Source organism: Streptomyces sp. M-16, assembly GCF_052114405.1.
Taxonomy (GTDB): Bacteria; Actinomycetota; Actinomycetes; order Streptomycetales; family Streptomycetaceae; genus Streptomyces.
In genome coordinates this window covers 100,355-124,287 of record NZ_JBFRER010000008.1, presented here as the reverse complement: position 1 = coordinate 124,287, position 23,933 = coordinate 100,355, and the positions used below count along the sequence as shown (strand labels likewise).

At 73.7% G+C, this 23,933-nt stretch carries 18 protein-coding genes, 1 tRNA gene and 1 pseudogene; 10 read left to right on the top strand and 10 right to left on the bottom strand.

Translation table 11 applies throughout. From position 1 onward, the window contains the following. Window positions 1-50: 50 nt before the first annotated feature. Window positions 51-127, bottom strand: a tRNA-Trp gene (locus tag AB4039_RS06775). Window positions 128-349: 222 nt separating this feature from the next. Between AB4039_RS06775 and AB4039_RS06770 the strand changes: the two genes are divergently transcribed. Next, a complete protein-coding gene (locus tag AB4039_RS06770; protein WP_442270261.1) occupies window positions 350-2,005 on the top strand; it encodes a GMC oxidoreductase in 1,656 nt (551 codons plus the stop codon). A 58-nt stretch (window positions 2,006-2,063) separates the two neighbouring features. Here AB4039_RS06770 and AB4039_RS06765 read toward each other — a convergent pair whose 3' ends face one another. Together AB4039_RS06765 and AB4039_RS06760 are read right to left on the bottom strand one after the other, a co-directional pair. Beyond that, the gene (locus AB4039_RS06765; RefSeq protein WP_371675244.1) at window positions 2,064-2,543 is read right to left on the bottom strand and encodes a carboxymuconolactone decarboxylase family protein; all 480 of its coding nucleotides are present in this window, start codon (window positions 2,541-2,543) and stop codon (window positions 2,064-2,066) included. After that, window positions 2,540-3,619, bottom strand: a complete 1,080-nt coding sequence (locus tag AB4039_RS06760; protein WP_266847124.1) for a dihydrodipicolinate reductase — start codon at window positions 3,617-3,619, stop codon at window positions 2,540-2,542. The genes AB4039_RS06765 and AB4039_RS06760 overlap by 4 nt, the downstream gene beginning before the upstream one ends. A gap of 254 nt (window positions 3,620-3,873) precedes the next feature. Between AB4039_RS06760 and AB4039_RS06755 the strand changes: the two are divergent. Together AB4039_RS06755 and AB4039_RS06750 are read left to right on the top strand one after the other, a co-directional pair. Then, a pseudogene (locus tag AB4039_RS06755) lies at window positions 3,874-4,113 on the top strand (glycosyl hydrolase); the annotation flags it as partial. 314 nt (window positions 4,114-4,427) lie between these two features. Further along, on the top strand, window positions 4,428-5,627 hold the full coding sequence (locus AB4039_RS06750; RefSeq protein WP_266847122.1) for a serpin family protein: 1,200 nt from the start codon (window positions 4,428-4,430) through the stop codon (window positions 5,625-5,627). Here the strand turns inward: AB4039_RS06750 and AB4039_RS06745 are convergent. Together AB4039_RS06745 and AB4039_RS06740 are read right to left on the bottom strand one after the other, a co-directional pair. Next, window positions 5,593-6,579 (bottom strand): sugar kinase, encoded by a 987-nt coding sequence (locus tag AB4039_RS06745; RefSeq protein ID WP_442270260.1) that lies wholly within the window; start codon window positions 6,577-6,579, stop codon window positions 5,593-5,595. The two genes, AB4039_RS06750 and AB4039_RS06745, sit on opposite strands and share 35 nt — an antisense overlap. 2 nt (window positions 6,580-6,581) lie before the next feature. Then, the gene (locus AB4039_RS06740) at window positions 6,582-7,241 is read right to left on the bottom strand and encodes a bifunctional 4-hydroxy-2-oxoglutarate aldolase/2-dehydro-3-deoxy-phosphogluconate aldolase (RefSeq protein WP_266847119.1); all 660 of its coding nucleotides are present in this window, start codon (window positions 7,239-7,241) and stop codon (window positions 6,582-6,584) included. A 151-nt stretch (window positions 7,242-7,392) separates the two neighbouring features. Between AB4039_RS06740 and AB4039_RS06735 the strand changes: the two genes are divergently transcribed. The 3 genes from AB4039_RS06735 to AB4039_RS06725 all read left to right on the top strand — a co-directional run bounded on the left by AB4039_RS06735 (window position 7,393) and on the right by AB4039_RS06725 (window position 12,710). Beyond that, on the top strand, window positions 7,393-8,205 hold the full coding sequence (locus tag AB4039_RS06735; RefSeq protein WP_442270259.1) for an IclR family transcriptional regulator: 813 nt from the start codon (window positions 7,393-7,395) through the stop codon (window positions 8,203-8,205). Window positions 8,206-8,342: 137 nt separating this feature from the next. Further along, window positions 8,343-10,022 carry a sigma-70 family RNA polymerase sigma factor gene (locus tag AB4039_RS06730; RefSeq protein WP_442270258.1) on the top strand — a complete coding sequence of 560 codons (1,680 nt, stop codon included), beginning with the start codon at window positions 8,343-8,345 and terminating at the stop codon, window positions 10,020-10,022. A 201-nt stretch (window positions 10,023-10,223) separates the two neighbouring features. After that, on the top strand, window positions 10,224-12,710 hold the full coding sequence (locus AB4039_RS06725) for a Helicase associated domain protein (RefSeq protein ID WP_442270257.1): 2,487 nt from the start codon (window positions 10,224-10,226) through the stop codon (window positions 12,708-12,710). 10 nt (window positions 12,711-12,720) lie between these two features. Here the strand turns inward: AB4039_RS06725 and AB4039_RS06720 are convergent, their stop codons facing one another. Beyond that, window positions 12,721-14,112, bottom strand: coding sequence for a glutamate decarboxylase (locus AB4039_RS06720; protein ID WP_266847113.1), 1,392 nt, complete (start codon window positions 14,110-14,112; stop codon window positions 12,721-12,723). Between the two features lie 299 nt (window positions 14,113-14,411). Here AB4039_RS06720 and melC1 point away from each other — a divergent pair, with 299 nt between their 5' ends. Further along, window positions 14,412-14,804: an apotyrosinase chaperone MelC1 gene (gene melC1 / locus AB4039_RS06715; protein ID WP_266847111.1), complete on the top strand. Its 393-nt coding sequence runs from the start codon at window positions 14,412-14,414 to the stop codon at window positions 14,802-14,804. Further along, window positions 14,801-15,649 (top strand): tyrosinase MelC2, encoded by an 849-nt coding sequence (melC2, locus tag AB4039_RS06710; RefSeq protein ID WP_442270256.1) that lies wholly within the window; start codon window positions 14,801-14,803, stop codon window positions 15,647-15,649. The genes melC1 and melC2 overlap by 4 nt, the downstream gene beginning before the upstream one ends. On the opposite strand, the gene AB4039_RS06705 is transcribed toward melC2, so the two are convergent. Together AB4039_RS06705 and AB4039_RS06700 are read right to left on the bottom strand one after the other, a co-directional pair. Then, window positions 15,604-16,308 (bottom strand): response regulator, encoded by a 705-nt coding sequence (locus tag AB4039_RS06705; protein ID WP_266847107.1) that lies wholly within the window; start codon window positions 16,306-16,308, stop codon window positions 15,604-15,606. The two genes, melC2 and AB4039_RS06705, sit on opposite strands and share 46 nt — an antisense overlap. Then, a complete protein-coding gene (locus AB4039_RS06700; protein ID WP_442270255.1) occupies window positions 16,305-18,164 on the bottom strand; it encodes a sensor histidine kinase in 1,860 nt (619 codons plus the stop codon). The genes AB4039_RS06705 and AB4039_RS06700 overlap by 4 nt, the downstream gene beginning before the upstream one ends. A 104-nt stretch (window positions 18,165-18,268) precedes the next feature. Between AB4039_RS06700 and AB4039_RS06695 the strand changes: the two genes are divergently transcribed. After that, window positions 18,269-19,684 (top strand): cation:dicarboxylate symporter family transporter, encoded by a 1,416-nt coding sequence (locus AB4039_RS06695; protein WP_442270254.1) that lies wholly within the window; start codon window positions 18,269-18,271, stop codon window positions 19,682-19,684. 290 nt (window positions 19,685-19,974) lie between these two features. Next, complete coding sequence (locus AB4039_RS06690; protein WP_266847101.1) at window positions 19,975-21,744, top strand: S8 family serine peptidase; 1,770 nt, start codon at window positions 19,975-19,977, stop codon at window positions 21,742-21,744. Here the strand turns inward: AB4039_RS06690 and AB4039_RS06685 are convergent. Next, the gene (locus AB4039_RS06685; RefSeq protein WP_442270253.1) at window positions 21,741-23,144 is read right to left on the bottom strand and encodes an alpha/beta hydrolase family protein; all 1,404 of its coding nucleotides are present in this window, start codon (window positions 23,142-23,144) and stop codon (window positions 21,741-21,743) included. The two genes, AB4039_RS06690 and AB4039_RS06685, sit on opposite strands and share 4 nt — an antisense overlap. Before the next feature lie 84 nt (window positions 23,145-23,228). Continuing rightward, window positions 23,229-23,897 carry a (2Fe-2S)-binding protein gene (locus AB4039_RS06680; protein WP_442270252.1) on the bottom strand — a complete coding sequence of 223 codons (669 nt, stop codon included), beginning with the start codon at window positions 23,895-23,897 and terminating at the stop codon, window positions 23,229-23,231. Window positions 23,898-23,933: the final 36 nt, after the last annotated feature.

Here is a 23,933-nt window from a genome sequence, read left to right as displayed (position 1 = left end):
GTCCGGACCTGCAGCATTCGCTGCGGTCCGGACCCCCGGCCGTTCTCCGATGGCAGGGGCGGCAGGATTCGAACCTGCGGCCTACGGTTTTGGAGACCGTTGCTCTGACCAGCTGAGCTACACCCCTTCGGTGGACCAACCATGGCACGCCGCGCCACGAAGATCCACTGAATTCGGGTGTCAACTCGGGGAAAATTCGCGGCGGCCCGGCGGGGACCTTCCCGGGCACTCCCGAACCCAACAGACCCAGCAGGCGAACCGGTCACAAGTTACCTCGACGCGTGTAGTGACTTGGCAGGCATTCAACAGTAGAACTTGTTCTCACTCCGTCGAGAGTGAGGAAGATCACGTGAGCGACAAAAGCCTGCACAGCAAGGTGTCCAAGGGTGTGACCCGCCGCGGATTCATTGCTGGAACCAGTTCCATTCTTGGGGCCCTGGCCCTGACGGTCAACACGATCCCGGCCCGAGCGGAGAGCGCCACCGGGGCGGCCGCCGCGAACGCGCCCATCGACTCCGGGGCCCACGTCCCGGCCCTCGTCATCGGTACCGGATACGGCGGCTCCGTCGCCGCGCTGCGGCTCGCGCAGGCCGGGGTCGACGTGCACATGATCGAGATGGGCATGGCCTGGGACACCCCCGGCAGCGACGGCAAGATCTTCGCCAACACCACCAGGCCCGACTACCGTTCGTACTGGCTCCGCACCCGGACCAAGGCGCCGCTCAGCAACTTCCTCGGCTTCCCCATCGACAAGGACGTCCCCCGGTACACGGGCATCCTCGATGCCGAGGAGATGGGCGGGATCATCGTCTACCAGGGCCGCGGCGTGGGCGGCGGTTCGCTGGTCAACGGCGGGATGGCGGTGACGCCCAGGCGACAGAACTTCGCCGCGATCCTGCCCTCGGTGGACGCGGAGGAGATGTACACCACCTACTACCCGCGCGCCAACGCCGGGCTCGGCGTGGGTCTCATCGATCCCGACTGGTTCGAGACGGTGGACTGCTACCAGTTCGCCCGGGTCGGCCGCAAGCACGCCCAGCGCTCCGGCTTCCCCTTCGTCTTCGTCCCGGACGTCTACGACTGGGACTACATGAAGCAGGAGGTCGCCGGCACCGTCCCCAAGTCCGCCGTCGACGGCGAGATCCTCTACGGCAACAACGCCGGCAAGAAGTCCCTGCAGAAGACCTACCTCGCGGCCGCCCGGGCGACCGGCAAGGTCGTCATCTCCCCGCTGCACCGGGTCACCACCGTCTCCCCCTCGGCCGGTGGCGGCTACACGGTCGGCATGGAACAGCTCGACACCACCGGGACGGTGGTCGCCACCAAGACCGTCACCGCCGACCGGGTCTTCTTCGCGGCGGGCAGCGTCGGCACCAGCAAGCTCCTGGTCAAGCTGAAGGCAACGGGAGCGCTGGCCGACCTGAACGAGGAGATCGGCAAGGGCTGGGGCGACAACGGCAACGTCATGTGCGGCCGGGCCAACCACATGTGGGACCCCACCGGCAAGGTGCAGGCCTCCATCCCCTGCGGCGGCATCGACAACTGGGACGCGGGCGGCGCCTTCGCCGAGGTGGCCCCGCTGCCCACGGGAATCGAGACGTACGCCTCCTTCTACCTCTCGATCACCAAGAACCCCAACCGTGCCGAGTTCACCTGGAACGCCGCCGCCGACAAGGTCGACCTGAACTGGCAGACCGCCTGGAAGCAGCCCTCCATCGACATGGCGAAGAGCATCTTCGACAAGATCAACTCGAAGGAGGGGACGATCTACCGGACCGACCTCTTCGGCACCAACAAGATCTGGGGCGACCACCTCACGTACCACCCGCTCGGCGGCGCCGTGCTGAACAAGGCCACCGACAACTACGGCCGCCTGCGCGGCTACGCCGGCCTGTACGTGATCGACGGAGCGCTGATCCCCGGCAACACCAGCGTCAACCCGTTCGTGACGATCACGGCCCTCGCCGAACGGAACATAGAGAAGATCATCGCCACCGACCTCTGAGGGCGGCGGTCCGGTCCCGGGGCCGTGCGGAACCGCCTCCGCACGGCCCCGGGCCGCTTCAGCCGCCCGGCAGCACACAGACGCTGTCGAGGCCCAGCACGTGGTTGAGCCTGCCGAAGGCGAGCCAGGAGCCGATGCTCATGCTCAGCTCCACGATCTCCAACTGGCTGTAGTGCGCGGTCATCCGCGCCCAGAACTCCTCGTCGAGGTTGTGGTGGTCCAGGGCGTAGCGCTCCGCGTACTCGGCCGCCAGCCGGGTGCGGTCGTCGAAGGCCCCGGTGGTCCGCCACTCGGTCACCGCGTCGGCGAACCCCTCCTCGACCTTCTCCCCGTCCCGGTCGGTGCGCCAGTCGAGGCAGAAGACGCAGCCGTTGATCTGCGCGATGCGCAGCCGGGCGGCCTCGAACTCGCGCAGGCCGAGAGTGGTGTGCGCGTAGACGGACAGGGAGAAGTTGGCCGCGGCCATGCCGATGCCGGGTACCAGATCGCCCCACACGTACTCGATCGGGTGCTGTCCTTCGGGAACGTCGATCCTCATGGCTGCTTCCTTCCGAGTTTGCCGACTGCGGGTCGCAGCGGGACGTCGAGCGCGTCGTAGAGCCCCGGTTCGGCGTCGACCAGCCAGTCGATTGCGCCGACGAGCCGGCCGACGGCGGTGGCGTTGCCCCCGGCGGAGCGGTTGTCGTCCTCGTCGGTGCACTCGACGGTGACCTCGATGCGCGGGCGGCCCTCGATGACGACCCGGTGGGCCCCGGTCCCGTCGGGCGGGGTGGGCCAGTCGGGTGCGCAGGACGGGTGGATGCGGGTGACGTGTTCGATGACGATGCGGGGCTCGCCGTCGACGATGCCCTGCACCTCGAAGCGGATGGCGCCCTGGGTGCCGGCCTCGAACTCGCCCATGGTGCGGGTGGTCACGGTGGTGTCGAGGGCGCGCCGGTCCGAGGTCTCGCGGATCTCGTCGAGTTCCACGCCGAGGGCGCGGGCCATCATCCGGATCTGGCCGCCCCACACCATGGTCGGGACCGAGGGCATGAGCATCATCGGCTCGTGGTCCATGGGCCGGCCCATGCCGACCAGGTGGCGGACGGAGTCCGGCTGGTCGTACGTGGAGTAGTCGAAGATCTCCTGGCAGCGGATCACGTCCACCGTGGTGCCGAGTCCGCTGAGCAGCAGCGGGAGCACGTCGTTGCCCCAGCCGGGGTCGACGCCGGAGGCGAAGAGGGAGCCGCCGCCTTCCGCGACCGCCGCCAGGACCGGGTCCCGGAACTCGGGCGGGGCGCCGCGGTGGTCGTAGAGGGGGTAGAGGGCGGGGCTGACGACGACCGCTCCGGCCGCGATCGCCCGGGTGATGTCGGTGAGGGCGCCGTCGGGACGGACGTCGCCGGACGCCGCGTAGACGACGGCGGCGGGCCGGGCGGCGAGCACCGCCGCGGCGTCGCCGGTCGCCGCCACCCCCAGCCGCCGGTCGAGTCCGGCGAGTTCGCCCGCGTCGCGGCCGATCTTGCCGGGGTTGTGGACGATCACTGCCGTGAGGGCGAGCGCCGGGTGGGCCTCGACGGCGCGGATCGCCGCGCGGCCGACGTTGCCGGTGCCCCAGACCACCGTGGGAATCATGCGCGGAGGGTAGCGAGGGGGCGCAGAGGTGCCCAGGGCCGTGGAGGATGTTTTTCGGACGGCCGGGCGGTCGCGCGGAACCCGGGGGTGGCCGCCCCCTTGACCCGGCTGGTCCAGACCAATAGTTTCCGGCTTACGAGCACCACTCACCGCATCCGCGAAGGAAGCCCATGCGCCGCAGCATGCTCGGAAGGCCGGCCGTCGCCGCCTGCTCGCTCTCCCCGCTGACCGCCTTCGCACCCGCCGCGGCCGGCCCGCAGGACGGGTCGCAGGGCGGCCGGGGCTCGGCGGCCGGCCTCTTCGACGGCGTCGACCTGGACCGGGAGTGGCCCGGCTCGGCGGGCGACGCCGACACGGGGTACCGGCCGCAGGACAAGCGCGGCTTCTCGGCGCTGGCCGAGGAGTTCCGCGACCGGCTCGACGCGTACGGCCGCGAGCGGCGCCGGAGTCACGAGCTGCCGGCCTTCGTCCCGACGGCGCCGGCCCAAGACGACCCGCAGGTGCTGAACGCGAAGGCCCGACACGTCCGCGAACAGGGCCTCGGCGGGGCGGTGTTCCGGTCCCTGGACGGGGACACGGCCGACGCCGAGCTGACCACGGCCGTCGACCGGGGGCTGCGGGGCCTCTGACGGGCTCCCCCGGACCTGCTGCGCTGCCGGTCCCCGGACCTGCTGCGCTGCCGGTCCCCGGACCGGCTGTCCTCCCGCTCCCCCGGACCGGCTGCCTCCCCGCCGGCCCCCCGACCGGCGCCGCCGGGCCGAGKAAAACCGTTCCGGCCCGGCGGCGCCCCCCACGTACCCTCGCGCGCATGAGGAACTCGACGGTACGCGCGGTCAACCGGCTCACGGCACGCTGGGCGGCCGCCGCCCCGACCGCGGAGGCGGGAACCGTCTTCACCGCGGCCGGGCTCTGGCCGCTGCTCGCCCTCCTCGCGGGCGGCGCGGCCGGCCCGGCACGGACGGAGCTGGCCGAGGCGCTCGGCATACCCGCCGAGGACGCGGCGCCGGCCGCACGGGAGCTGCTGGCCGCGCTGGGGACGGTACGGGGGCTGCGGTCGGCGACCGGACTCTGGACCCGCGAGGACCTTCCCCTGGAACCCGGCTGGTCGGCGGCGCTCCCGCCCGCCGCGAGGGGCACGCTGAGCGGGGACGCGGACCGCGACCGCGAGGTGCTGGACGCTTGGGCCCGCGAGGGCACCGACGGCATGATCGAGCGGATGCCGGTCACGCTGCCGGAGGGACCCGACCCGGTCCAACTGGTGCTGGCCTCGGCGCTCGCGCTGCGGCTGAGCTGGATCCGGCCGTTCCGTGAGGGGTACGGCGAGGCGCACGAGGGACCATGGGCCGGCCGGCCCCTGCGCATGCTGCGCCGCGACACGGCCCTGCTGGACCGGGTGAAGGTGGCCCGGGGCCCCGGCGGGGCGGTCACCCTGCTGGAGGTGGTCGCGGACACCGGGGTCGACGTCCACCTCGTGCTGGGCGAGCCGCGGGCCCGCCCCGGGGACGTGCTCGGCACCGGCATCCGGGCCGCCACCCGCGCCCTCCCCGCAACGGGCGTGAGCCTGCTGCCGAACGGCGCTCCCGGCCCCGGCCTGCTCACCGGCACGGTGGTCTCCGCATCCCCCGAGCCCCGGCTCTTCATCGAGACGGCCGCCTTCGAGGTGCGCGCGGAGCACGATCTCCTGGAGCGGGCCGGGGTGTTCGGCCTGGAGACGGCCTCGGACCCCGGCCGCGGCCACTTCCCCGGTATCAGCCCGGAGCCGCTCGCGGTGGGCTCGGCCCGGCAGGCCGCACTGGCCCGCTTCCACGCGCGCGGGTTCGAGGCCGCCGCCGTGACGGCGATCGCCACCGCGCCGGGCAGCGCGGCGCCGGGCCGGCGCTACCGGACCCGCGGGGCGAAGGTGACCTTCGACCGGCCCTTCGGGTTCCTGGCCGTCCACCGCACCTCGCGCCTCGTCCTCGCGGCGGGCTGGGTCACGGACCCGGTCGCGTACCCGGACGGACCGTAGCCGCCAGCGCGGCCGTGTCCGCGAAGGCCGGCACGCACCCGGTGCCCCCGCGCCCCGAAACCGAGAGGGAGGCGGCCGCCACCCCGTGGGCCACCGCCCGCTCCAGGGTGTCGCCCAGCACGATCCGGGCCGTGGCCGTGCCGGTGAAACAGTCCCCGGCGCCGGTCGCGTCCACGGGCGCCGGGTTGGGCGGGACCGGGAAGCGGGCCACCCGGGAGCCCTCGTCCAGCAGCAGCCGCCCGGCGCCGCAGGTGACGGCGACGGCACGGGCCCCCAGCGCCCGGTAGCGGACCGCCGCGACCTGCGGGTCGGCGGTGTCCACCAGGGCGAGCGCGTCGGCCGGGCAGGAGGTCTTGAGCAGCCCGGTCATCGGCGCGATCCGGGCCAGCAGGTCCCGGGCCCGGTCGCGCCCGGTCAGCCGGGGCCGGTGGTTGGGGTCGTACGTGAGGTGCCCGCCGGCCGCGTGGACGGTGCGGGCGGCGTCCAGTACGGCCTCCCGGGCGCTCGGCGAGAGCGCGCCGGTGATCCCGCTGGTGATGAGCGCCCCGGTGCCGGCCAGCAGCTCCCGCCAGGCCCGGGTGTGGGCCGGCGAGAGGGTGGAACCGGCGCTGCGGGTGCGCCAGTAGACGAACTCCCGGTCCCCGTCGGTGTCGGCGCCGAGCAGGTAGGCGCCGTTGGGGCGGGCGGCGCGGTGGACGTGGGAGACGTCGACTCCGAGTTCGGCGGCGCGGCGCAGCAGCGGGCCGCCGAGTTCGTCGTCGCCGACGACCGTGAGGAGTGCGGTGCGCGCTCCGGCCGCCGCCGCGGCGGCCGCGGCGTTGAGCGCGTCGCCGGAGAAGGAGATGCGGGCGGTGGTTCCGTCGGCCACCGCGCTCAGGGCCGAGCGGGCGTGGATCTCGACCAGGACCTCGCCGAGCACGAGGACGTCGTACGCGCGGGATGCGGCGGCCATCGTCACCGCACCCCGTCGCCGGGAGCGCCGGGGTCCGCCCCGCACGCGGCGCAGCACGGTCCGGCCGGTTCCGCGAAGAGCGCCGCCAGCCGGGCCGGGTCCGCGGGCAGGCCGCCGCCGATGCCGACGGCGCTCGCGCCCGCCGCGAGCCAGGTGCGGACCTCGTCGGGCCGGATGCCTCCGGTGGCGATGAGCAGGGCGTCGGGGAGGACCGCCTTGAGGGAGCGGATGAAGTCCGGGCCGCCGACGTGGGCGGGGAAGACCTTCGCGGCGCCGGCGGACCGGACGGCGGCGGCGATCTCGCCGGGGGTGAACCCGCCTTCGACGAACACCGCCGCGCGCCGCCGCGCGACCTCGCGGACCGCGGGGGCCGGGTAGGGGGAGACCAGGAAGCCGGCGCCCGCGTCGAGTGCCTCCTCGGCCTGCGCGCGGGTCGTCACGGTGCCCACGCCGATCAGCGCGCGGCGCCCGCGGGCGTCGGTGAGCGGGGCGGTGCGGGCGACGGCCGAGGCCCAGCCGGGGGTGGAGGTGGTGAGCTCCACGGCGCGGCAGCCGGCGGCGAGCAGGTCCGTGGCGGCCCGGACGGCCTCGTCCGGACCGGTGTTGCGCAGCACCGGCAGCAGGCGCTGGGCGGCTATCACCGCGTACGGGTGGCAGGACAAAGCACCCTCCGATGTGTTCCACGTAGTGGAACGAGGTATCGTGTGGCGGAACTTCGTGGTCCAGACCCTACCCATGCCGGGAGATGACGTGTCAACGGAGCAAGGACCGGGGCAAAGGCCGGAGGAAGGGTCCGGGCCGGGATCCGAGGACGTGTCCGAGGACGCATCCCGGGACGTGACGGAGGCCGCCGCCGAGAAGGCGGGGCCCGCTCGCGCGGGCCGTACCTCTGCGGCGGGGTCCGCCCTGGAGAAGTCCCTGCGGATCCTGGAGGCCGTCGCCGCGCCGGGCGGCCCGCACCGCCTCACCGACGTCATGACGGCGGCGGCCGTACCGAAGTCGAGCACCTTCCGGATCCTGGCCGCCCTGATCGAGCAGGGCTTCGTCCGCCCGGAAGGCGACGGCCGCTACGCGACCGGCCCCCGGCTGCACGGCCTGTCGGCCCTGGTCCGCGCCGCGGAGCCGGCCGGCGTCGACGAGGTCCTGCGCGAACTGCGGCGGGAGACCGGCCAGACGGTGCACCTGGCGCTGCACACCGGGGAGACCATCACCTACATCCGCAAGCTGGAGGCCGACCAGCCCTTCCGGACCGCCTCGCGCGTGGGCACCCGGATGCCGCTGCACACCACGGCGATCGGCAAGAGCGTCCTGGCCCTGCTGCCTCCGGAGGAGGTGCGTGCCCTGGTCGCCTCGGCCGGTCTGCCGCGCCGCACCCCGAGGACGCTGACCACGGCGGTGGAACTGGAGGCGGAGCTCGCGGCGGTGCGCGCGCGGGGGTTCGCCGTGGACGACGAGGAGAACGAGCCCTCGATCCGCTGCGCCGGGGTGGCCGTCGCCGGACCGGACGGCCGGCCGCTCGGCGGGGTCTCCGTCACCACCGTCACCTTCCTGGTCTCCCGTCAGGAGGCCGAGGGGTACGCGCCGGCCCTTCGGGAGGCCGCGCGGGCACTTGCCCCGCTGCTCTGAGCCGTCCGGACGCCCGCGCCGAGCGGCTCCGCGGATTTTCCCGGAAACTTCTTCCGGATAAGTGTTATCGGGGCCCCACTCGACGGTCTCCCAGTTATTGGGCATCATCGACCGCCGGTACGGACAGGGACTTTCACATGAGTACACAGCACACGGCAGCGCTGGTGGCAGCGACCCGCACGGGTGATCCCCGCGCGCAGGACGAGCTCGTCAGCACCCACCTGCCGCTCGTCTACAACATCGTCGGGCGCGCCCTGAACGGGTCGGTCGACGTGGACGACGTCGTACAGGACACGATGCTGCGCGCGCTCGACGGGCTGAGCGGCCTGCGTGCGGACGAGAGCTTCCGGTCCTGGCTGGTGGCGATCACGATGAACCGGGTCCGGGCGCACTGGCAGTCCCGTCAGAACGGCCCGGGGCAGAGCGGCCTGGAGGAGGCCGGCGACCTCGCCGACCCCGGCGCCGACTTCGCCGACCTGACCGTCGCGCGGCTCCACCTGTCGGGGCAGCGGCGCGAGACCGCCCGCGCCACGCGCTGGCTGGAGCCCGACGACCGGGCGCTGCTGTCGTTGTGGTGGCTGGAGTGCGCCGGGGAGGTCACCCGGGCCGAGATGGCCGCGGCGCTGGAGCTGACCCCGCAGCACGCGGCGGTGCGGGTGCAGCGGATGAAGGCGCAGCTGGAGTCGGCCCGGGTGGTGGAGCGGGCACTGGAGACGCAGCCGCCCTGTGAGGGGCTGCGGGCGATGACCGGCACGTGGGACGGGCGGCCCTCCGCCCTGTGGCGCAAGCGAATAGCCCGGCACGCCCGGGAATGCCTGCGCTGCTCGGGGCTGTGGAACGGTCTGGTCCCGGCGGAGGGGCTGCTGGCCGGTCTGGCGCTGGTCCCGGTGACGGCGGCGCTGCTGGCGGGCGTACGGTCGGCCACCGCCGGCGCGGCGTTCGCCCCGGCGGGCGCGGCTTTCGCCGGGGCGGAGACCCAGCTCGCCCCGGTGGTGTCCGGACCGGGCCGGGCGGCGCGCCGCAAGGGGGGCGACGCGGGCGACTCGGGCTCCGGGGCGGACGCCGGCCGCGGGGCGCAGCGCAGGAAGCGGCAGAACCGGYGCCGGGCGGTCGGCGGGGCGGTGATCGCCGCGTGCGTGGCGGGCGGCGGCCTGGTCTACCTCGGCTCGCTGCCCGGCAAGAGGGGCACCGAGGCGGCCGGCAGCGCGTCCGCGTCCCCGCTGGCCGCGCTGTCGGCCCCCGACGCGAACGCGGGGGCGCCCTCCGCGTCGGCCTCGCCCTCGGCCTCCGCTTCGGCCTCTCCCTCGCCCTCGGCGTCCGCTTCCGCTTCGGCTTCCCCCTCGCCCTCCGCCAGCTCGTCGAAGGCCCCCGCGCCCACGCCGCCGAAGACCAGCGCGCCGCGCCCGGCCGCACCGGCTCCGGCGCCCGCTCCGGCGGGCGTGGCGGGGCAGGTCATCGCCCTGGTCAACTCCGAGCGGGCGGCGGCCGGCTGCGGGCCGCTCAAGGAGGACGCGCAGCTGCGCTCCGCGGCCCAGGGGCACTCGGAGGACATGGCGCAGCGGGACTACTTCTCGCACACCGACCCCGACGGCGGCGACCCGGGAACGCGGACGACGGCCGCCGGGTACCGCTGGTCGACGTACGGGGAGAACATCGCGAAGGGTCAGCAGACGGCGCAGGACGTGATGGACGCGTGGATGAAGAGCCCGGGTCACCGGGCCAATATCCTGAACTGCTCCTTCAAGGACATAGGCGTGGGCATGCGCCCGGGTGCGGGCGGCCCCTGGTGGACGCAGAACTTCGGCGCCCGCATGTGACCGGCCGTCCTCCGCGAGCGGCCGGCCGCCCCCGGGTGACCACCCGGGGCGCGCGGCGGTCCGGATCCGAACCGTCCGGACGCAACGGTGCGGACGTGACAGTCCGGACGTGACCCGTCCGGACCTCCCCCTTCCCCTGTTTGTCTCAGAATCCGGGCAAGATAGGACCTGGAACAGAACAGGCAGATCAAAGGGGACGGGGTGACGAGTCGGATGGCGAAGCCGCAGTTGCGCGCGCATCAGCGAGAGGCCGTCGACTCCGTCGTGCGCGCCCTGCAGCCCCCGGCCGACGGCCGGCTCCCCGGACGGGGTCTGCGCACCCAGGTGATCATGGCGACCGGGTCGGGCAAGTCCCTGGTCGCCGTCCGCTCCGCCGAGGAGTTGCGGGCGGGGCGGGTGCTCGTCCTGGTGCCCTCGCTCGACCTGCTCGTGCAGACCGTGTCCGCCTGGCGGGCGGGCGGCCGCACCGGGCGCGCCGTCGCGGTGTGCTCGCTGCGCGCCGAGGAGGCGGGACTGCCGACCACCACCGATCCGGGCCAACTGGCCCGGTGGGGCGCCGGGCCGGTGGAGCGGGTGACCGTGTTCGCCACGTACGCGTCGCTGGGGCAGGGCACCGTCGAGCGGGCGCACCTGGCGGGTCTGCCGCCCTGGGACCTGATCGTGGTCGACGAGGCGCACCGTACGTCGGGGCGGATCGGCAAGCCCTGGGCGGTGGTCCACGACAACACGCGCATCCCCTCCGCCCGCCGGCTGTACATGACGGCCACCCCCCGGGTGTGGCGGGACGGGGAGGACCCCGAAGCCGAGGGGGCGGAGGACGAGTACGGGGAGGGGCGTCCGCGCGCCCGGGACACCGACGGGATCCGCGGCCGGGGCGAGCTGGTCGCCTCCATGGAGGACGATCCGGAGGGGCCGTTCGGCGCCCGCTGCTACACGCTCCCCTTGTCGGAGGCCATCGACCGGGGCATCTGCGCCCCGTACCGGGTGGTGTGCGTGGACATCAGCGACCCGGGCTTCCGGTCGGCGGTGCTGCTGGGCGCGGACGGCCGTTCGGACCGGGTGCGCGGGATGCGGTTGGCGGCGCTCCAGGCGGCGCTGGTGAAGGCCGCGGCGGACCAGGGGTTCCGGCGGACGCTGGTGTTCCACCATCTGACGAAGGAGGCCGAGGCCTTCGCGGCGGGGCTGCCGGCGGTCGCGGCGCGGCTGCGGGCAGCGAGCCGGTCGGCGCTGCCGGCGTACCCGCGCACGGTGTGGGCGGACTGGCTGTGCGGGCAGCACACGGCGGCCCACCGGCGGCGCGTGCTGGACGCGTTCGCCGCGGACCGGGTCGCGGAGAAGGCGTTCCTGGGCAGTGTCCGGGTGCTGGGCGAGGGTGTCGACACCAAGGAGTGCGACTCCGTGTTCTGGGCCGACGTACGCGGTTCCATGCCGGACCTGGTGCAGGCGGTGGGCCGGGCGCTGCGGATCCGGCCCGGCGAGGGGAAGGTCGCCTCGCTGGTGGTGCCGGTGCTGCTGGGGCCCGGGGAGTCCCCCGAGACGATGCTGACCTCGCGGGCCTACGGGGACCTCGCGCGGCTCCTGGAGGCACTGAGGGCGCACGACTCACGCTTGGTGGAGGCTCTGGCCCAGCCGCAGGCACCGGGCAGCCCGGCGTCGGCGACCGGTGCGGCCGCCGGCAGCGGCGGCCCCGGGCCGGGGGCCGCGGCGCTGCTGAGCTTCTCCACGCCCCGGGATCCGGCGCTGCTGGCGGCCTTCGTCCGGCTGCGGGTGCTCAACCCGGAGCACACGCGGTGGCGGCGCGGGGCGGAGGCGGCGCGGATCTACGCGGCGACGGCCGGGGACCTGAGGGTGCCGTTCGCCTACCGGGTGCCGGAGTCCGGCGAGGGGTGGCCGCCGGCCCTGGCGGGGTTCCCGCTGGGCCAGTGGATCGCGGACGCGCGGCGCACGTACCGCCGGGGCGCGCTGGGCCGGGAGCGGATGCGGGAGCTGGACGGGCTCGGCATGGTGTGGAGCCATTTCGACGTGGCCTTCGAGGAGGGCCTGGCGGCGGCGCGGGCCTGGGCCGCCGAGCACGGGCACCTGCTGCCGCCGGTCGACGCCACCTGGCACGGGGCGCCCGTCGGGGTGTGGATGAAGAACAACCGGGCCGCCGCGCGCCGGGAGGGTCCGGGGGCGCTGTCGGAGGAGCGGCGGGAGGCGCTGGACCGGATCGACCCGTCCTGGTGTCCCGTCTGGGACATCGGCTGGCAGCGGGCCTTCCACCTGACCCGGGTGCACCTGGACGCGGGCGGCCGGCTTCCGTCGGTTCCCGGCCGGGTGCTGGTGCAGGGCGAGGACCTCGGCGCGTGGGTGCGCGCCCAGCGGCTGGGGTGGGAGCGGCTGGGGTGGTCGCAGCGGTGGCTGCTGGAGCACACGCTGGGGCTGTCCCCGGCGCCGGATGAGGAGCGTCCGCCCGCGCGCCGCAGCCATGCCTCCGCGTGGGCCGCGTATCTGGAGGCGGCCCGGCAGTTCCACGCCCGCGAGGGGCACCTGAGGGTCCCCCGCCCGCACGTGGAGCGGTGGGGGGACCAGGAGCTCAGGCTCGGGGCGTGGATCGCCAACCAGCGCTCCCGGGCGGCGGGGCTGCCGCCGGAGCGGGCCGCCGCGCTGACGGCCCTGGGGATGCGCTGGTCCCGTTCCGGTCGGTGACCGCGGGCGGTCAGTGGTGGAAGCCCGACCTGGGTTCGGTGGCGGGGACCGGCTGCGGGTGGGCGCGGAGGTGTTCGACGGCCGCCCGCAGGTCGGTGACGAGCAGGGCGATCTGGTCGCGGGTCACGCCGTGGCGGATCAGGACGCGCTGCATGACGGTGTCCTGACGGTCCGCCGGGAGCGGGTACGTGGGCACCTGCCAGCCGCGCATCCGCAGCCGGTCGGAGAGGTCGTAGAGGGTGAACCCGGCGCCGGCCGGGTCGGCGAGCGTGTAGGAGACGGCGGGCAGCCCGCCCTGGCCGTCGTAGAGCAGGGTGAAGGGGCCCATGCCGGCGATCTCCCCGGCCAGGTACTGCGCGGTGTCGGCGCAGGCCTGCTGGACGCGCCGGTAGCCGCCGCGGCCCAGCCGCAGGAAGAGGTAGTACTGGGCGATGACCTCGCCGCCGGGGCGGGAGAAGTTGAGGGCGAAGGTCGGCATGTCGCCGCCGAGGTAGTCCACGTCGAAGACGAGGTCGGCGGGGAGCAGCTCGGCGGTGCGCCAGACGATCCAGCCGACGCCGAGCGGGGCGAGGCCGTACTTGTGCCCGGAGGTGTTGACGGAGGCCACGCGCGGCAGCCGGAAGTCCCACACCACGTCGGGGTGGAGGAAGGGGGCGACGAAGCCGCCGCTCGCGGCGTCCACGTGGACGGGGATGTCCCAGCCGTGCTCCTGCTGGATCCGGTCGAGCTCGGCGGCGATCTCGGCGACGGGTTCGTAGTCGCAGGTGTAGGTGACGCCGAGGATGGCGACGACCCCGATGGTGTTCTCGTCGACGTGGGCGGCGAGCTGGTGGGGGACCAGGCCGGTCGCGCCGGGCTCCAGGGGGACCTGCCGGAGCTCGACGTCGAAGTAGCGGGCGAACTTCTCCCAGCAGATCTGCACGGGGCCGCAGACCAGGTTGGGCCGGTCGGCCGGTTTGCCCTCGGCCCGGCGGCGGGCCCGCCAGCGCCATTTGAGGGCGAGGCCGCCGAGCATGGCGGCCTCGCTGGAGCCGGTGGTGGAGCAGCCGGTGCCGGAGGTGCCGGGCGGGGCGTTCCAGAGGTCGGCCAGGATGTTGACGCAGCGGGCCTCGATCTCGGCCGTCTGCGGGTACTCGTCCTTGTCGATCATGTTCTTGTCGAGGCACTCGTTCATCAGGCGGTGCACGCCGTCGTCCGACCAGGTGGTGCAGAAGGTGGCCAGGTTCTGGGCGGCGTTGCCGTCGAGGAGCAGCTCGTTGTGGAGGAGCGAGTAGACCACCTCGGAGGGCGAGTGGTCGTCGGGCATCCGGTACTTCGGGAGGATCTGGCCGCTGAGGGCGGACGTGAACACGTCCGTATCGGCGTCCCTGGCGTTCGCGTCCTTCGTCTCATGAAGAGCCATATCGCGACTATAGGGTGCGGAACATGACGAAATCGGCTTCGGCACCCCTCGGGAAACGCTTGAGGAAAGTGCGGCGCGAGCCACACCTTCCGGCCGACCCCGGCATGTGATCCCCTCCATAGCGCCCCCGTCATGCCGGAAGAATTACTGTCCAGTAGCATTTCACCCGCAGATCTTCCCGCCCCGGCTGCCGGGACCGACCCGAACAGGAAGATCATTTCATTTGTTCTACACAAAACTTATCCGCTGATGTCCGGATAGCAGCCAACTGCCGCCATGGCCCTGATAGTCCTTCGGCCATGAACAAGATCACCCGTCGGCAGGCCTTGGGCACCACTGCCGGCGCACTCACCGTCCTCGGCATCGCGGGCGCCACCGCGCACGCCGCCGCCACCGACTCCCGTGCGGCCACCACCCCGGCCGGCACCGTCGACGAGGTGTACCAGGGCCGCCGGATCCAGATAGCCCCCGGCACGGGGGGCGGTCACCACGGCGGCCACCACTCCCCCGGTCTGCCGACCGTGAGGATAGACGGCCGCGAACTGCACGTGATGCAGAACGCGGACGGCACCTGGATCAGCGTCGTCAACCACTACGAGACCTTCGCCGACCCGACCTCGCTGGCCCGTGCCGCGGTGCGCGAGCTCCAGGGCTCGCAGCTCGCCCCGATGCAGATGGGGGGCATGGCATGACCGTCCGCAAGAACCAGGCCRCGCTCACGCCCGAGGAGAAGCGCGCCTTCACCAACGCGCTGCTCGAACTGAAGCGGACGGGCCGCTACGACCGGTTCGTCACCACCCACAACGGCTTCATCATGAGCGACACCGACTCGGGCGACCGCGTCGGCCACCGCTCCCCCTCCTTCCTCCCCTGGCACCGTCGCTTTCTGCTGGAGTTCGAGGCGGCTCTTCAGGCGGTGGACGCGAGCGTGTCGATCCCGTACTGGGACTGGACCGCCGACCGCACCACCCGCTCCTCCCTCTGGGCCGCCGACTTCCTCGGCGGCACCGGCCGGGCCCGCGACGGGCAGGTCATGGACGGACCCTTCGCGTACGCGACGGGCAAGTGGGAGGTAACCGTACGGGTCGACGGGCGCAACTACCTGCGCCGCGCGCTCGGCGAGGGCGTCGCCCAGCTGCCGACCAAGGCCGAGGTGGACGCCGTCCTGGCGATGCCGGTCTACGACATGGCGCCCTGGAACAGCTCCTCCAACGGCTTCCGCAACAACCTGGAGGGCTGGCGCGGCGCCAACCTGCACAACCGGGTGCACGTGTGGGTCGGCGGCCAGATGGCCACCGGAGTCTCCCCCAACGACCCGGTGTTCTGGATGCACCACGCCTTCATCGACAAGCTGTGGGCCGACTGGCAGGCGAAGCACCCGCAGTCCCCCTACCTGCCGGCCGCCGGCACCGCCAACGTGGTCGACCTGCGCGACACCATGCGGCCGTGGAACGACGTGACCCCGGCCGACATGCTGGACCACCGCAGGTTCTACGCGTTCGACGCGGAGCCGGCCGCCGCCGCCAGCCAGCGGTAGTGCAGTTCGGGGCGGCCGACCTGACCGTACCGGGGGGTGCGGTCCGCCCGGCCGGTGTCCACCAGGTGCTCCAGGTACCGGCGTGCGGTGATCCGCGAGATCCCGGCCGCCTCGGCCGCCCCCGCGGCGGTGAGCCCCTCGGGCGCCGCCCGCAGCAGCGCCGCGACCCGGTCCAGGGTCGGGGCGCTGAGCCCTTTGGGCAGTTCCGCCGGACCGGGCGCGCGCAGTGCGGCGAGCGCCCGGTCCACGTCGTCCTGACCGGCCGCCTCGCCCGCCGACGCACGGAACTCGGCGTAGCGCAGCAGGCGTTCGCGCAGCGTCGGGAAGGCGAAGGGCTTCAGTACGTACTGCACCACGCCCAGCGAGACGCTCTCGCGGACCACCGCCAGGTCCCGGGCCGAGGTCACCGCGATGACGTCGACGGGATGCCCGGCGGCCCGCAGCCCGCGCGCGAAGCGCAGCCCGTGGCCGTCGGGCAGGGTGAGGTCGAGGAGCAGCAGGTCGACCCGGGTCCGCTCCAGCACCCGGGTGGCCTCGGCGAGGGAGTGGACGGCGGCCACGGCCGTGAAGCCGGGCACCCGGCCGACGTAGAGCGCGTGTGCGGCGGCGGCGACGGGATCGTCCTCGACCACCAGCACCCGCACCTCGGGGGCGCTCACGACGCACCCCCCGCACGGCGCTGACGGGGGATGCGGGGCCGCGGGTCCGGGCCTTCCGCGGCCGGGTCCCGGGCCTCCCCGGGCCCCACCTCCCGCGCCCGCGGCATCCGGTCCCGCGACGTCCCCTCCGTCCCCGCCGTCCCCCACGTCCCCTCCGTCCCCTCCGTCCCCGCCGTCCCCGCCGTCCCCGCCGTCCCCGCCGCCTCCTGTCCGTCCTGCGCTTCCGCCGCCCCGCCCGGCCCCGTACCGCCGGGGCGCAGCGGCAGGCTGACGGTGAACTCCGCGCCCCCGACCGGCCCGGAGACCGCGTCGACGGCTCCGCCGTGCCGGTGGGCCACCTGACGGACCAGCGCCAGTCCCAGGCCCCGCCCCTCCCCCTTGCCGGACCAGCCGCGCCGGAACACGTCCACCCCCTCGGGCAGTCCGGGGCCGTTGTCGGCGACCCGCAGCAGCAGGCCGTCCGGGTCCCGGCGCACGGTGACGGCGATCCGCGCTCCGGGCACCCCCGTGAGGGCGTCGACGGCGTTGTCGATCAGGTTGCCGAGCAGGGTGACGAGGTCGCGCGCGGGCGGGAGCCCGGGGACCCCGTCCATCCCCTCGACGGCCCCGCTCGCACCACTGTCCGGGGTGACGACCAGCTCTATGCCCCGCTCGTGCGCCTGCGCCGCCTTGCCGAGCAGCAGGGCGACCAGCACCGGCTCGCCGACGGCGGTGACGACCTCGTCGGTCAGGGCCTGGGCCAGCTCCAGTTCCGCGGTGGCGAACTCCACCGCCTCCTCGCTGCGGCCCAGTTCGATGAGGGAGACCACGGTGTGGAGCCGGTTGGCCGCCTCGTGGGCCTGGGAGCGCAGCGCCTGGGTGAAGCCCCTTTCGTGGTCCAGCTCCCCGGTGAGCGACTGGAGTTCGGTGTGGTCGCGGAGGGTGACCACGGTGCCGCGGCGGCCCCCGCCGGCCACCGGTGAGCTGTTGACCACCAGCACCCGGTCGGCGGTGAGGTGGACCTCGTCGACCCGCGGACGGTCGGCGAGGAGCGCCCCGGTGAGCGGGGCGGGGAGGCCGAGGTCGGCGACGCCGACGCCGGTGATCTCCCCGCGCAGGCCGAGGAGTTCGCGGCCGGCGTCGTTGACGAGGGTGATCCTGCGGTGGCCGTCGAGCATCAGCAGCCCCTCCCGGACCCCGTGCAGGGCCGCCTGGTGGTAGTCGTACATCCGGCTCAGTTCGGCGGCGTTCATCCCGTGCGTGTGACGGCGCAGCCGCGCGTTGACCACGTACGTGCCCACGCCGCCCAGGGCCAGCGCGCCGGCCGCCACCCAGGCGAGGGCGGAGAGCTGCTCCGCCAGCCGGTCGCTGACGGCGCGCACGGTGATCCCGGCGCTGACCAGGCCGACGATCCGGCCGCCCTCGTCGGCGAGGGGGGTGACCACGCGGATGGAGGGGCCGAGCGTGCCGGTGTAGGTCTCGCTGAAGGTCTCGCCGCGCAGGGCGGGGGCGGTGTTGCCGAGGAAGCGTTCGCCGATGCGGCGCGGGTCCGGGTGGGTCCAGCGCCGCCCGTCCGGGGCCATGATCGTCACGAAGTCCACGCCCGAGTCGGCGCGCACGCGCTCGGCGTAGGGCTGGAGGGCCGCCGAGGGGCCCGCCCCGCTCCCGCCGGTCCGGACGGCCTCGCGCACCGACGGGGAGTCGGCGACGGACCGCGCCACGGCCCCGGCCTGGCGCCGGGCGGCGTCCTCGGCCTGGCCCCGGGCGGTCGCGTACGCGAAGACCGCGCACCCGGCGACGACGACGGCGACCAGCAGCACCTGCATGGCGAAGAGCTGGCCGGCGAGGCTGCGGGGCGGTCGGGGAAAGCGGAACATGGCGCTCAGTGTGCACCCGGCCGTGAACTCAATGAACGCAAGGGTGACCGGGGTCACAGGGTGGGCGATGGTCTCCCGGAACACATTCACCACCAGGAGGCGACGTGGCCGCCAGGCGCGACAAGACCCACTATCTCTACATCGCGGTGATCGCCGCGGTGCTGCTCGGCATCACCGTGGGCTTCGCCGCTCCCGGCGTGGCCGTCGAGCTCAAGCCGTTGGGCACCGGCTTCGTCAACCTCATCAAGATGATGATCTCGCCCGTGATCTTCTGCACGATCGTCCTGGGGATCGGCTCGGTCCGCAAGGCCGCCAAGGTGGGCGCGGTCGGCGGACTCGCCCTCGGCTACTTCATGGTCATGTCGACGGTGGCCCTCGCGATCGGGCTGGTCGTGGGGAACCTCCTGGAGCCCGGCAGCGGGCTGCACCTGACCGAGGCCGCCCGGCACGCCGGGGAGGCCCAGGCGAAGGCGGGCGGCGCCCAGAGCACGCCCGAGTTCCTGCTGGGGATCATCCCGACGACGCTGGTGTCCGCCTTCACCGGGGGCCAGGTGCTCCAGACCCTGCTGGTGGCACTGCTGTGCGGGTTCGCGCTCCAGGCGATGGGCACGGCGGGCGAACCGGTGCTGCGCGGGATCGGACACGTGCAGAAGCTGGTGTTCCGGGTGCTGGCGATGATCATGTGGGCGGCACCGGTGGGTGCCTTCGGGGCGATGGCGGCGGTGGTCGGAGCGACCGGCATCGACGCGCTGAAGTCCCTGGCCGTAATCATGATCGGCTTCTACACCACCTGCCTGCTCTTCGTCTTCGTCGTGCTCGGCACCCTGTTGCGGGTGTGTACGGGCGTCAGCGTCTTCGCCCTCCTGCGGTACCTGGGGCGGGAGTTCCTGCTGATCCTGTCGACCTCCTCCTCGGAGTCGGCGCTGCCGCGGCTCATCGCGAAGATGGAACACCTCGGCGTCTCCCGGCCGGTGACCGGCATCACCGTGCCGACCGGCTACTCCTTCAACCTGGACGGGACGGCGATCTACCTGACGATGTCCTCCCTGTTCGTGGCGGAGGCCATGGGCAAGCCGCTGGCGCTCGGCGAGCAGATCTCGCTGCTGCTCTTCATGATCGTGGCCTCCAAGGGCGCCGCGGGCGTCACCGGGGCGGGTCTGGCCACGCTGGCCGGCGGGCTCCAGTCACACCGGCCCGAACTGGTCGACGGCGTCGGCCTGATCGTGGGCATCGACCGCTTCATGAGCGAGGCCCGTGCCCTGACCAACTTCGCGGGCAACGCCGTCGCCACCGTGCTGATCGGAACGTGGACGAAGGAGTTCGACCGGGAGCGGGCCACCGAGGTCCTCGCGGGCCGGCTGCCCTTCGACGAATCCACGCTGATCGACGACGGACACGGAGCCCGCCCCGACGAGGCGCCCGTCGCGGTGCCCGCGCCCTCGACGGACTCCTCCGCCACCCCCTCCACCACCCCCTCCGCCGACCCGTCGGCCGGGGCCAAGGACGGTGTGCCGGCCTGACCGGCGCACCCGCGGGATCCGGCCGGGCAGGGCTCGCCCCCACGGTGCCCAGCCCGGCCGGTGTCCCCGTCTGCGGGAGGCGAAAGGGCGACGAACCCCCGCCAAGCACCATTTTCAGCCAACCGGCCGGTAACTCCACTGCGCTAAAAGGTACTTCCCTCCGGGGTGGCCCGTCTGACATCTTGCGTCCACCACTCGTTTCGTACGGCCCGGCAGGTGCCAACAGCACCGCTGTGCCATCGGAGGACGCATTGATACCCCACATATCCAGCCGACCCCGACGTAGCCTGGTGATGGCGGCCGCCCTCGGCGCCGCCCTCGCCTTCGGAGCCCCAGCCGCGATCGCCGGCACCGCTCCCGTCAACCCGAACGGCTCCGCCCCGGCTTCCGCTCCGGCGGCCGCCCCCAAGGCTGCGGCCCCGGCTTCCCAGAGTGCGACCTGGGCCGCCGGCACCCGTGCCTACCTCGTGATCAGCGCCCCCGGCGACAGCACCGCGATCCGCTCGGCCGTCACCGCGAACGGCGGCACGGTCTTCTCGTCCTTCGACGCGATCGGCGTGATCGTCGCCCACTCCACCTCCGCCACCTTCGCCTCCACCATGCGCGGCGTCAGCGGGGTGCAGCAGGTGGGCGCCACCCGTACCTCGGACGTCCCCGCCGACGCCTACAACCCGGCGCTGCCCGCCAACCCGGCGCAGGCCTCCACCGCGGCCGGCGAGCCGGTCCGCGCGGACATGAGCCAGATCAAGGCCGACCAGGCCTGGGCCGTCACCCCCGGCTCCCCGTCGGTCAAGGTCGGCATCCTGGACACCGGTGTCGACGACCAGCACCAGGACCTGGCCCCGAACTTCAACGCGGCCGACTCGGTCTCCTGCGCCTACGGCAAGCCCGACACCCGTACCGGCGCCTGGCGTGACGTGGACACCCACGGCACCCACGTGGCGGGTACCGTCGCCGCCGCCAAGAACGGCAAGGGCGTCGTCGGCGTGGCCCCGGGCGTGAAGATCTCCGCGGTGCGCGTCGCCGAGCCGGGCAACTCGTTCTTCTTCGCCGAGAACACCATCTGCGGCTTCGTGTGGGCCGGTGACCACGGCTTCAAGGTCACCAACAACAGCTACTACACGGACCCGTGGCAGTTCAACTGCCCGGACAACATCGACCAGGCGGCCATCATCGAGGGCGTCAAGCGCGCCCAGGAGTACGCCGAGAGCAAGGGCTCGCTCCAGATCGCCGCGGCGGGCAACGAGGACTACGACCTCGCGCACAAGACGACCGATACCGCGAGCCCCAACGACTCGACCCCGGTCACCCGCACCATCACCAACGCCTGCATGGACATCCCGACCGAGCTCCCGGGCGTGGTCACCGTCGCGGCGAACGGCACGGGCGTCAGCAAGGCCTCCTTCTCCAACTTCGGCCAGGGCGTCATCGACGTCGCGGCCCCGGGCCAGGACGTCTACTCCACGCTGCCGGGCGGCAAGTACGGCACCAAGAGCGGCACCTCGATGGCCACCCCGCACGTGGTGGGCGTCGCGGCGCTGATCGCCAGCGCCAATCCGGGCATCACCCCGGCGCAGATCCGCGACAAGCTGGCCACCCAGGCCAACGACATCGCCTGCCCCGCCGACGGCCGCTGCACCGGTACGACCGCGAACAACTCCTTCTTCGGCGAGGGCCAGGTCGACGCCCTGAAGGCGGTCGGCGCCACCCCGCCCGCGGGCAAGTACTTCGAGAACACCGCGGACGTCGCCATCGGTGACAACACCACCGTGGAGAGCCCGATCACCGTCTCCGGAGTGACCGGCAACGCCCCGGCCACCCTCAAGGTCGGCGTGAACATCGTGCACACGTACATCGGTGACCTCAAGGTCGACCTAGTCGCCCCCGACGGCTCCGTCTACACGGTCCACAACCGTGCGGGCGGCGGCACCGACAACATCAACCAGGTCTTCACCGTCAACGCCTCCTCCGAGGTCGCGAACGGCACCTGGAAGCTGCGGGTGAACGACAACGCCGGCGGCGACACCGGCAAGATCGACTCCTGGAACCTCACCTTCTAGGAGCGGTCCGGGCGGAGCGTTCCGTCCAGCCAGTCGAAGACGACGTCGCAGTGCTGCTGCGGGGCCATCGGGGAACAGTGCAACTGTGCCCCGGTGGCCTCCGTCATCTTCACGTACTCGCGCCGCGAGCGCAGCAGGTCGTACATCTGCCGCGGCTGCCCCGGGTAGAACTGCTCGAAGTCGTAGTCCAGGACGAGCGTCGGCGCCTTGATCTTCGGGACCAGCCTGGTGACGTCGAGGCCGATGGCCACCTGCGCGGGCGTCCAGAGGTCGGTGAGCACCTTGCCCGCGCGCGCCTGGCGCAGCGCCTGCCGGTCGAAGATCTCGAACCGCTTCTTGACGGTGAACGCGAGCCGCGGGGTCAGCTCGGGGACCACGTCCTCGTTCCAGACCCGGTTGGTCTCCGCCTTGTCCGGCATGACGACGTCGCGCAGCTCCTTGTCGAAGCCCAGCCAGGGGCTGAGGCAGCCCGGCTGGCAGACCACGGCGGCCAGGCGGTGCTCGAAGACCGCGGCACGGGCGACCAGGTTGCCGCCCATGCTCAGGCCCGTGAGGGCGATCCGGCCGGCGTCCACGTCCCCCCGGGCCACCAGCCAGTCGACGAGCGGTGTGACCACCTTCTCCCAGCGGGTGGTGAAGGGGATCTCCTCGACGAAGAGCAGCTGTCCCTGGCCGGGGCCGTCGTAGACGAGGGCGTTCCACCCCCGGTCGAGGGCGGCGGACACCCCGTAGGTCCACATGTCCACGTTCTGCCCGTCGCTGCCGTTGGTGAGGATCACGGTGGGGCGCGGCCGGGCGGGGTCCTCGGGGCGGAAGAACCACACCGGCAGGTGCGTACCCCCGTACGGGACCTCCGCCCGGACGGCGGCCGGGGAGCACAGCCCGGTGAAGGCGTCCCAGGCGGCGCGTCCGGCGAGGTAGACCGCCTTCTCGTCGGCGGGTGAGGTGGTGCCCAGCACGTAGAAGAGGGCCTGGGCGTAGTACTGCGCGGCGCGCAGCGAGCGGAAGCGGCGGGTCTGCGGGGGGACCTCCCCTCCGTGGCGCCCCGCGGCGGGGGGCGCCGCGAGCCGGTCGCCCCAGGCGCGGAAGGTGTCGGTGTAGCTCTGCTCGGACGGGCCGGCGGCGTTGACCGCGTTGACGGCGGTCAGCACCTCGCCGACCTCGGAGGCGCGCATCCCGGCCGCGCCGAGGGCGAGGAGCCCGGCGAAGTCGAAGCCCGGATCGGCGAAGAGCTTCATGGCCCCGGGCGTGGGATCGGCGGCGGCCGCGGACGGGGAGGGAGCGGTGGGCGCGGCCTGGGCCGTGCCCGGCAGTGCGAGGGAGCCGGCTCCCGCGGCGAGACCGGTGAGCGCGGCGCGACGGGACACTCCGCCCGGAGTCCTCGATGTGGGGGCGTTCATGCAGCGGACGCTAGGCGATGCTCCGGCGGACCGCCCGGCCGCGGCACCGCCGGCTGCTCCGAACGGCCCCGGGCCGCGGCGCGGCTACCTGGTCCGCAGCACGCAGTCCCCGCAGAGGCCGCCGCCGGGCACCCGGTAGTACAGGCAGCAGCTGCGCCGTACGAAGGCCACCCCGAGCCCCTCCTCGTGGACGAAGGTGCCGGTGCCGGCCAGGGGCCCGCCGTCGGCGAGCAGGGCGCCGGCCAGCTCGACGGCCGGTTCCGCCGGGACCCGGTCGAGCAGCACGCGCAGCGCGCCGACGAGCCCGGAGGCGGCGTTGCCGCGCAGCACCTTCGCCGAGACCCCGTACCGCTCGCGCAGCGCGGCGTCGAGTACGGCCAGGTTCCCGAGCACGCTCTCGCCGAGGGCCGCGGCCGGCCGGGCGGCCGGCTCGGGGAGCCACAGTTCGAGCGAGCCGGCCGCGGGCAGGCGCCACCACAGCCGGGCGGGGTCCAGGTCGGGGACCTCGCTGCCGAGCGCGGCGCAGCCCAGGCCCAGCGACCACAGCCGCGAGGCGATCCCGAACTGCGCGGTCGAGGCCGCCACCCGGCCCGGACCGCTGCCGATCCGCCGTCCGACCTCGGCCACGTACGGCGCGAGGTGCTCCCCGTACAGCTCGCCGAGCGGCCGGAAGCCGGGGCCGGGCGGCCCCTCGCCGTGCGCGACGGTGAAGAAGGGGCCCACGGCGGCCAGTCGCCGCAGTACGTCGTCCATGGACGGATGATCGCAGCCGACGGCCCGGGTCCCCTC